6 protein-coding genes and 1 pseudogene are annotated in these 9,339 nt (G+C 42.4%); 4 read left to right on the top strand and 3 right to left on the bottom strand.

Annotated elements, in window-relative coordinates; translation table 11 throughout:
* Positions 1–108: pseudogene (locus FTU82_RS05375) on the top strand (IS5/IS1182 family transposase); the annotation flags it as partial.
* Positions 109–320: 212 nt separating this feature from the next.
* Here the strand turns inward: FTU82_RS05375 and FTU82_RS05370 are convergent.
* Together FTU82_RS05370 and FTU82_RS05365 are read right to left on the bottom strand one after the other, a co-directional pair.
* Positions 321–1,655, bottom strand: a complete 1,335-nt coding sequence (locus FTU82_RS05370) for a LysM peptidoglycan-binding domain-containing protein (RefSeq protein ID WP_180001341.1) — start codon at positions 1,653–1,655, stop codon at positions 321–323.
* Positions 1,656–1,657: 2 nt separating this feature from the next.
* A complete protein-coding gene (locus FTU82_RS05365) occupies positions 1,658–4,501 on the bottom strand; it encodes a type VI secretion system Vgr family protein (protein ID WP_180101115.1) in 2,844 nt (947 codons plus the stop codon).
* Positions 4,502–4,746: 245 nt separating this feature from the next.
* Between FTU82_RS05365 and FTU82_RS05360 the strand changes: the two genes are divergently transcribed.
* Together FTU82_RS05360 and FTU82_RS05355 are read left to right on the top strand one after the other, a co-directional pair.
* Positions 4,747–5,901, top strand: a complete 1,155-nt coding sequence (locus FTU82_RS05360) for a methionine aminotransferase (protein ID WP_005094579.1) — start codon at positions 4,747–4,749, stop codon at positions 5,899–5,901.
* A gap of 128 nt (positions 5,902–6,029) precedes the next feature.
* Entirely contained in the window at positions 6,030–7,394 is a 1,365-nt protein-coding gene (locus FTU82_RS05355) for an MATE family efflux transporter (RefSeq protein ID WP_005094582.1), read from the top strand.
* A gap of 97 nt (positions 7,395–7,491) precedes the next feature.
* Here FTU82_RS05355 and FTU82_RS05350 read toward each other — a convergent pair whose 3' ends face one another.
* Entirely contained in the window at positions 7,492–8,340 is an 849-nt protein-coding gene (locus FTU82_RS05350; protein WP_005094585.1) for an SDR family oxidoreductase, read from the bottom strand.
* Between the two features lie 223 nt (positions 8,341–8,563).
* Here FTU82_RS05350 and FTU82_RS05345 point away from each other — a divergent pair, with 223 nt between their 5' ends.
* Complete coding sequence (locus FTU82_RS05345; RefSeq protein WP_005173788.1) at positions 8,564–9,241, top strand: TetR/AcrR family transcriptional regulator; 678 nt, start codon at positions 8,564–8,566, stop codon at positions 9,239–9,241.
* Positions 9,242–9,339: the final 98 nt, after the last annotated feature.

The raw sequence follows: 9,339 nt of genomic DNA, 5'->3' as shown, positions 1-9,339 counted from the left end.
TTAATGGCAAGAAGCTTTCCTAGTCAGGTGAATGAAATTCATGCACGTGTAGCAGTCCTCAACAGATTTACGGAATTAGGTCGACCACTTACCCAAGTTACGCCTTAAATTTGGCTCAATTAGGGGCACTTTGCATTTCAAATCTTTGTGCAACAAAGCCCTTCATAATCAATATTAAATCCTTGTAGTTTTTTAAATTTATTATTAATTTCATAGCCTGTATGCTTATAATATAAATAATTTTTAGCAGTACAACTACTAGACAGAAAAAAAATACACACTAATAAAAAAATGGGCTTCATACACAGATATCCTGATTATTAAAATTCCAATTTTTTATAATTACTTACACCAATTTCTAATAACTTTGGTTTTAAATCACGCCAAGTTTTTCCATTAGGATGTAATTCATAATGGGGATTGTCTATTATAGTCTTCCACCTCCCTCCCCAAACCAACCCCAATTCCTCCCCTATAGGCCCTAATTTTTTGTGATCACTCTCTGTTTGTTTTGTTCTGTCTTCTATACTTAATTCTTTATTAAAAAGAACGATTTCGCCATCTCGGACAGAGTATAGATCTATTGCAAGACCATATTGATGATAACTGCTCAATCCTTTAGCCTTTGTATTAGCGCTTGATAACGCATCTTGCGCAGAGGGACTTCTATAACCATCTGTAATCACCCAGCATATACCTAGTTTTTGATACCCTGTATTAATTAATTTAATAATATAAGGTTGATAAACCGAATGAAGCTCAGCTATTCGAGCTAATGTTCTCTTATAATATTTTTCTCTTCCACATGCTTGTGGCAATAAACCATTTTTATTGACAGGTAGCGGCGATTCAACCTTAGCTACAGGCGTTTTTTCTTTATTTTCAGAGGCATTTTGTTTAACTATGGGGGGAGTTAAAGAACTATCTTCTCCTTTCTTCTCTGCTTGAGGTTTAGTTGAAATAGAAGTAACTTTACGATCATAAACTTTTAGTTTTTGATTTGGACTGATTTTATCACTACTTAAATTATTAAGCTTTCTAATTTCATCTGGAGAGTTTCTTGTAAGCTTAGCAATCAATGATAAAGTATCACTCTTCTGAACAACTATAACCTTCGTTTTTTCTTGCTTCCTTGATGCTGGTACTTCTAGCTTAGATTTACTTTCAGATGCTAAAACAGTTACTTCAGTTTTTTTAAGAGGAATCTTAAGTACTTGTCCTGGATGGATATCTGTATCACTTTTTAGATTATTTATCCTACTCAACTCCGCTGTAGTTGTATGGTTATCAGCTGCAATCCGGGATAAATAATCACCTTCAGCGACTATATATGTTGATCTTAAATATGTACCTGTTGCTACATCCCTGGCTGAGAGGTTTAAACCTTTCAGAAGTACTTTAGGGCTACGAACAATAAAGACTACCTTTTCACCAATAAGTTCTATTTTAACCTTAGATTTATATTGGCCCGATGTAATACTTTTTATTTTTACATCAATAGTAGTGCCAACTGGCCGCCTAATCCATACAGATTCGCCGCTTGCAGGTGTAACATAATCAGAAATTAGCGTTGAACCTACCCAGAGTTGATGAACTAAACCATTGATGGGTTGGTCAAGAGCATCTAAAAATTTAATATTTGCAAGACAGTTCATAATTATTCCTCATTTTCCTCATCTTGATCTTGCCCACAAGAACTACAAATATGATCTATTTCTTCTAAATTTTCATCATCGACAAGCACAGTCCATTTATCTTCTGTACCAATGAGAATGTCGTAACCTTCGTTATTATAATTACTCATACGTTGAGTTCGACCATGTTGATCAAGTGTGCCTAATACATAGGTATTATTTCTATTATTGATTAATTTATATTTAACATCCTTAAAATCAGCCTCATAGAAAAGATTATAAAAATCCCATTTATTTGTGAAAGTCTTAATATCTTGAATTATAGGTAAATTGGGTATTTCAGCTTTAGCGGTCGCTCCACCTTCAAACAAATGCTGCCCCGCTTTACATTCAAACTTTCCACCAGTTGTGATACATACTCCACTGCTATTAATCTTTATTTGAGACCCTCCCGCGGTTAGCAGGATCTCTTTCGGACTGGTGATCTCAATCTTGTCTTCAGTTGAAATCAGCTTAATCACCTTCCGTGCAATTGCTTCGATGGCATCATCTTGGGCCTGTATTTCAATTTTACCTTTGCCTGCATATAAGCGTGCTCCGTTCTGAGCAGCAAATAGGCTGATCTTGTGCTGCGCATGTGCAATCAGAGACTGTTGAGTCGATAGATGGATACTTTCCCCTGCACTGTAATTTATCTGCTGGTCTGCAGATAAATGAATATTTTCATTTGTACTCAGCGCAATCGAATGTGGTGCCGTTAATACCATAACAGCCTGTTTAAATGCAGTGGCTTTGCTCGCATCTTCAGTCTCAAGTTGATTCAGAAATTGTTTTAAGCTATTAAAAAGCTCAAGCGGATCAGTCTGCTGAGCTTCTGCCATGTCACTCAGAACTTTGGTGTTATTCAGATTTGATTCCATCTGGTTCTTGGCAGGCTTAGCATCCAGGTGATTACCTGCTGCTGTATCTTGCGAATAGGTCGAAATCAGTAAGCCTTGCCCTGCTCGTACCACCCCCCACTGATCTGTCCTTAGTTCAAACCCTTCCCCACGACCTTCACTCGATTCGGTTTCTTTAGGATGACTGAGATTTCCTAAATTCAATTGGCTAGCACCATGACTACTGTGTAACTGCGCACTAATCTGATCCGTCGTATCATCAAAACGCAGCTGGTTGAAACCCTCACCCTCTACTTCTTGGGAACGGATCCCACTGAGTTTTCTGGTGGCTGGTAACTGTCCCTTCGCATCAAACATCACTGGATGTCGTTCTGCTTCGTGAATCCGTCCCATAACAAAGGGCCGATCGATATCGCCTTCAAAAAAATCAATCACCACCATTTCACCAACTCGTGGATGCAATCTGACTCCATAACCTTCACCAGCCCAAGGGGTTAATACATCAATCCAGGCCGAATCGCTATCATTGTCATTGCTGCCTGCACCAGCATCATGTTGATGGTCATCACTTCGGGTAAATAGAAAGCGAACTTTCACTCTTCCCCAAGCATCGACATGGATTGTTTCACCTTCAGGCCCGACCACTCGAGCCCGCTGCGGATATGCAGCGGGGCGATGCGCAAAAGGCTGATATTCAGGTACGACCGGAATGTCACGGCGGACGATATACAACTCATTGGCCTGCCGTTCTTCCTCCGAAATTTGCCAATCACTTTGGCCGAGCAAGCTGTCTAGCTGCAATAAAATATCTTTAGGTAAATTATTCTGATTATAGAAGCGTTTACCCAAAATCAAAAATTCACGCTCATGCACGGGATGCTGATCAATTTCAGCATGCTGTTTTAATTCAAACCAATACCCGACCTGAGCATCACGTACACTGCTGCTGGCTTTAAAATATTTGGATTGTAGCGCATGATAATGATTGAGCTGCTGATTCAGTCGTTCCAGTTGTGCCGTACCAGATGCCGTCACCTGATCCTCGGCATTCAAATCACCTGTCCAGGCCGGACTAATGCTCCAGGCATCTTCAAGATTCAGACTGGCCGTATCCTGCACGCTACTTTGCTGATGAGTATTTAATAAGGACTGGCTTTGATCCTGCGCAAGGTGCTGCGCTTGCCAGCGCTGGGTATGGGTACTGTTGGAATTAAGCTGACGTACGGCAATCAGACTGGTCAGCGTATCAAACTGCTCGGTGGCATGACTGCGATGGAAGCGGATTGAACGGCGTTTTAAAGCTGAAAAGGCTTGAGAATGATCGATTAAACGCAGGTTCTGCGGCTGAATCTCAGTAGCAGACACCGGAACAATGGAGTGCTTTTCATCAATCAGCCAGTTTATTCCTTCACTACGCCATAAACGTGTTAAAAAATCATAATCCGACTCATTGGACTGCATCACAAAAGGGCGTACATCGTAATCCCGATTTAATCCGGTCAAGTCCAGACTAAGACTGGCTGCAAATAATGCACTTCTGCTTTGCCATTCACTAAATAATATTTCACTGATTTCGCGTACGCTCTTATTCATAAACACCCGACTATTACGGCGTTTGTGCCAGAGTGCAGTAGCATCCTGCATAGTTAATTTATACAAGCTCAAGGCACCGTCGCTGTGTCCCTGACTGGCTGCGGTAATAATGCCACTGGTTCGAAAAAGTTCGCCACGATCTGTTATCTGATCTACTGCCACCTGACAGCCTATAAATTGCTTTAAAGCAAGATTGGCCTGCGTAGAAAGGCAGATCAGTTCTGCCTGCAGACCCTGATTAATCTGATGCTGGCCATCAACCCGCTGAATCAGGACCTGATGATTTAAGGGCAGATGTGAAAACTGCAGATGCAGCGCACGATGCTGCCGGTTCAGCCCAAGTTGCTCCAGCAGCAGATGAATATGTTTTGGCATTTTATAGTTATAGTTTTAAGCATTATTCTTGTGGAGCAAATTCTAGGAAAAGTTGTCCATTTCGTCCAGCTCAGTGTGCATTTCACATAATTAGGCATTTGATTTTCAGTAATTCAATTGCACCTATTCAATAAATCTCTGAAAAATAGAAGTAAAAATAATGCCAAATATTTCAGAATTTTCTGATTATCCAGAGTAGAACTTGCTGCTACACTGGATTCAATCTTATTTTCAAGGCCAAGGACATGCTGGAATTCCCCTCTAAACTGCCTGATCTAGGCATCACGATTTTTAGCACCATGTCGGCCCTGGCACAAAAACTCGGCGCATTGAACCTTTCACAGGGATTTCCAGACTTTCCTGCGCCACCGGCATTGATTGAGGCTTTGAGCCGGGCCAGTCATAACGGATTTAACCAGTATGCACCTGGAGATGGCTTGCCGATATTGCGTGGGCTGGTGGCCGATCTGTATCGACAGCGCGATCAGCTGAGCATTGACCCGCTAGAAGAGATCACGATTACTTCCGGCGCCACAATTGCGATTTTTTGTGCGATTCAGGCCACAGTTCGTGCGGGTGATGAAGTGATTATTTTCGATCCGAGCTATGACAGTTATGCACCTGCAGTACAGCTGGCTGGTGCAACGCCTGTACATATTGCATTACAGCATCCAGAGTTTTCTGTGGACTGGAATCAGGTGAAAGATGCCATCAATAAGCGTACCCGCATGATTGTGGTCAACACTCCTCACAACCCCAGCGGTAGTGTCTGGTCCAGAGCAGACTGGCAACATCTGATTGAGCTGATCCGTGAGCGCAATATTGTGGTGTTATCCGATGAAGTCTATGAACATCTGGTTTTCGACGGCGTTCAGCACCATTCAGCCTGGTCATTTCCTGAACTGCGCGAGCGTAGCTTCGTGATTGGTTCTTTTGGTAAAACCTTTCATGTCACCGGCTGGAAAACCGGTTTTTGTATTGCGGCACCGCCACTCATGAAAATGTTCAGACAGATTTATCAGTTTGCCAGCTTCTGTGGCGTGACTCCGATTCAGGTGGCTTTGGCGGAATACATGCAACAGCATCCTGAACATATACGCGAACTTTCCCGGTTCTATCAAAACAAACGTGATCTATTTAATTCATCAATAGAAACATCACGTTTTAAATGGACGCCCTCTCAAGGAACTTATTTCCAGAATCTCGATTATTCGGCTATCCGGCCTGATTTAAATGATGTAGAGATGTGTCATTTTCTGGCAGAGCAACACGGGATCGTGGCAATTCCAGTCTCTGTGTTCTACCAGCAAGCGCCTGCCGATTTACGCCTGCTCAGGTTCTGTTTTGCAAAAAAAGAACAGACCCTGATTCAGGCAGGTCAAATTCTTTCAAAGGTTTAATTCAAATTTTAACTAAAATTCTTATAAAATAAATGCCTTAGTTACTTAAAAGCTAAGGCCTTTATTCCTGCTTTATTCAATAATAGCAATATAATTAAATAGATGAAAAATCAATAACAGGATAGGGCATGGTACAGCAATCACTGATCCAACAACAGAATTTATGGAAGGCCTTTCTGGTATTTCTGTTGCCATTAATTGCAACCAATATCCTGCAAAGCCTTTCAGGCACGATTAATACGGTTTTTGTCGGGCAAATGCTGGGAGTCAATGCCATTGCTGCGGTTGCGGTATTTTTCCCGATCCTGTTTTGTTTGATGGCTTTTGTCATTGGCTTATCTGCCGGTTCTACTGTACTTATTGGACAGGCCTGGGGCGCAAAAAATATCGAAAAAGTGCGCTGTGTGGTCGGTTCAACTTTATTTATGACCTTGATTGGCGGAAGCTTGATCGCGCTGTTTGGTGTGATTTTTGCCGAAAATATCCTCTTGGCGCTCGGTACAGATCCGGAGGTGATGCATTTATCCTTGCCCTATGTGCAATGGATGCTGGCAGGTAGTCCCCTAATTTTTATTTATATTATTTATACCTCTATCTTGCGCGGTGTAGGCGACAGCACCACACCGCTGTTTGCTTCCGCACTCACCATTGGCGTGGGCTTGGTAGTCACCCCGATATTAATTGCCGGATATTTTGGCTTTCCCCAAATGGGCATTATCTCGCCGGCAATTGCCACCATTTTGGGTAATCTGGCCGTATTGTTGTTTCTAGTCCTGTATTTAAATTATAAACAACATCCGCTCAGGCTCGACTGGGCATTATTAAAACATATCCGCCATCAGCCTAAATTAAGCAAAATTATTTTAAGTCTGGGCGTTCCGACTGGAATACAGATGATCACGACTTCTGTCGCCGGTCTGGTGATTGTCGGCTTGGTCAACCGCTATGGCGCAGAAGCAACGGCTGCCTATGGTGCGGTCAACCAGGTGTTAAATTATATCCAGTTTCCTGCTCTGTCGATTGCGATTGCAGCTTCTGTGTTTGGTGCACAAGCGATTGGTGCAGGAAAATCCGATTTGCTGAATAAAGTCACACGGACTGCACTCAGTATGAATATTCTGTTTACTGGCGGTTTGGTGGTTTTGGCCTATCTGTTCTCAAAATATTTAATGGCACTGTTTATTACTGATCCTCAGGTCGTGGTGCTGGGTCAGCAACTTTTATTCATTGTGCTTTGGTCTATTTTATTCTTTGGTGCCAGCGCCATTTTTGCGTCAATTATGCGTTCAAGTGGTACGGTAACTGCACCGATGCTGATCAATATTTTTGCAATTCTCTGTATTGAAGTTCCTGCCGCTTATCTGTTTAGCCGGTGGTGGGGGCTGGAAGGGATCTGGTATGCCTATGCATTGGCCTTTGTCAGCATGTGTATTTTGCAGGGACTGTATTATCAGTTGGTCTGGAAGAAAAAAACCATTAAAATATTGGTTTAGCTTCATTATTTTACATGCCTACAGCCTTACAGCAACTCACTCCTGATCTACAATAAAAGATTAAAAACCCGCTTTTGCGGGTTTAATATCCAATGATTTAAGCAGATTTTTTCTTCTTTTTGCCGAATTGGCTTGCCAGTGCAGTGACATGCTGATAGCCGCTTGGCAAGATCCGTTGAATCAAATCAACAGCTTTGGCATCGTTACCAATTAATAAACGGCGTTTGTCTTTCTGTACCGCCTCCAGAATCTGACGAGCGGCTTCTACTGGCGGGCAACGCAGCAGTTTATTAAAATTACGAGCGGCTTTTTCCGGATTCATGCCCAAGGTCAGCATACTGTCATTCATTTTCGCAGCATTGGCAATATTGGTACGGATTCCCCCCGGATGTACACAAAGTGCACTCACACCGCAATTTTGCAGATCAAGTTCCTGACGCAAGGATTCGGTAAAACCACGCACTGCAAACTTGGTCGCGTTATATGCCGACTGGGTCGGCTGCGCGGTTAAACCAAACAGACTGGAAATATTAATCACATGACCATCGCCGGTTTTCTTAATTAAAGGCAAAAATTCTTTGGTGCCATACACCACGCCCCAGAAATTAATGTCGACGATCCATTCCAGATCTTCATAGCTCGCACCTTCTACGGTGCAGCCAAGTGCCACGCCGGCATTGTTAAAGATCATATTGACACTGCCATGATCCTGCTCCACCTGTGCTGCCCAGTTGCGTACCTCTTGTAGCTTGGCCACGTTGACTTTTTGACTCGTCACCCGAACATCACTGCCCTGCAACAATTCAACCGTTTGTGCCAGTCCCTGTTCATTAATATCACTTAGTGCCAGATGACAGCCTTGCTGTGCCAGCAAAACTGCCAGTTGCTGACCGATCCCTGAACCGGCACCGGTAATGGCAGCGACTTTATTCTTAAAATTTTTCATTGAATTTCCTTATGTAAATAACTGCTCTTCCATGACAGCAGGATCTTGCTCTGTTGTTTCAGGAGTTAGCACAGATCCTCAATATAATTTTGACAATATAGATTGTCAATAATTATCCGATGTCCTTAGCGGCCAAATTCCTCTGCTGAATTTCGACATAGGTCAAAGCGTGATTTATTGCTAAGATATTCAAAATCTTCATGCAGATGAGTAGCCAGGCCTTATGACCGATTCAATCAATGCAGCAGCACCATCACGACCACCCAAAAGCAAGGAACGTCAGTTTAAAGGCCTGTCGATGGCTGAGCGACAGCAGGTACGTCGTGAAAAGCTGATTGAAGCCGGCATTGAAGCTTATGGCAGCCATGGCTTTTTTTCAGTAACCGTAAAAGATATCTGCAATGAAGCCAAACTGACCGAACGTTATTTTTATGAATCTTTTAAAAAAAGTGAGCACCTGTTTCAGACCATCTTTTTAAAACTGATTGATGAACTGCAACAGAATGTCATGCAGGCCATGATGCAGGCATCCACTGATCCGAAAAAAATGATTGAAGCGGGGCTAACCGCCTTGCTTAGCACCTTGCGTGACAATCCGCGTATGGCACGGATCATTTATATTGATGCCATGCTGGTGCAGGAGTTGCATAATCAGGCCACCATTCATGAAACCATGTCGCGCTTCGACCGCATGATTCATGCCTTTGTCATGTTAATGATGCCGCAGTTAAATCGTAGTGAGCAGGAAATTTCACTGGTGTCGACCGGTTTAAATGGCTATGTCACCCAAATTGCCATTCGCTGGGTCATGAGTGGATTCAAGCAGTCATTGGAGGAAGTTTTATCATCGTGCAGTGTGGTATTTTTGGCATTATTGGAGTCATTTTCAGACAAAAAATAGCTGTTAAATCAAAGGCTTAATCAGATTTTCTGCATTCTAAAACAGGTTGCTAATTTCTGCTGAAGCACCGATAAAAGTAAAATTAATTTATGATTTTT

This window comes from Acinetobacter sp. YH12151 (assembly GCF_013418355.1).
GTDB lineage: Bacteria > Pseudomonadota > Gammaproteobacteria > Pseudomonadales > Moraxellaceae > Acinetobacter > Acinetobacter pseudolwoffii.
The sequence above is the reverse complement of the archived record's forward strand: the minus strand, read 5'-3'. Positions and strand labels throughout refer to the sequence as shown.

Coding starts and splice junctions, on each gene's coding strand:
- FTU82_RS05370 (WP_180001341.1), bottom strand. CDS start 1,655: ATGAACTGTCTTGCAAATATTAAATTTTTAGATGCTCTTGACCAACCC.
- FTU82_RS05365 (WP_180101115.1), bottom strand. CDS start 4,501: ATGCCAAAACATATTCATCTGCTGCTGGAGCAACTTGGGCTGAACCGG.
- FTU82_RS05360 (WP_005094579.1), top strand. CDS start 4,747: ATGCTGGAATTCCCCTCTAAACTGCCTGATCTAGGCATCACGATTTTT.
- FTU82_RS05355 (WP_005094582.1), top strand. CDS start 6,030: ATGGTACAGCAATCACTGATCCAACAACAGAATTTATGGAAGGCCTTT.
- FTU82_RS05350 (WP_005094585.1), bottom strand. CDS start 8,340: ATGAAAAATTTTAAGAATAAAGTCGCTGCCATTACCGGTGCCGGTTCA.
- FTU82_RS05345 (WP_005173788.1), top strand. CDS start 8,564: ATGACCGATTCAATCAATGCAGCAGCACCATCACGACCACCCAAAAGC.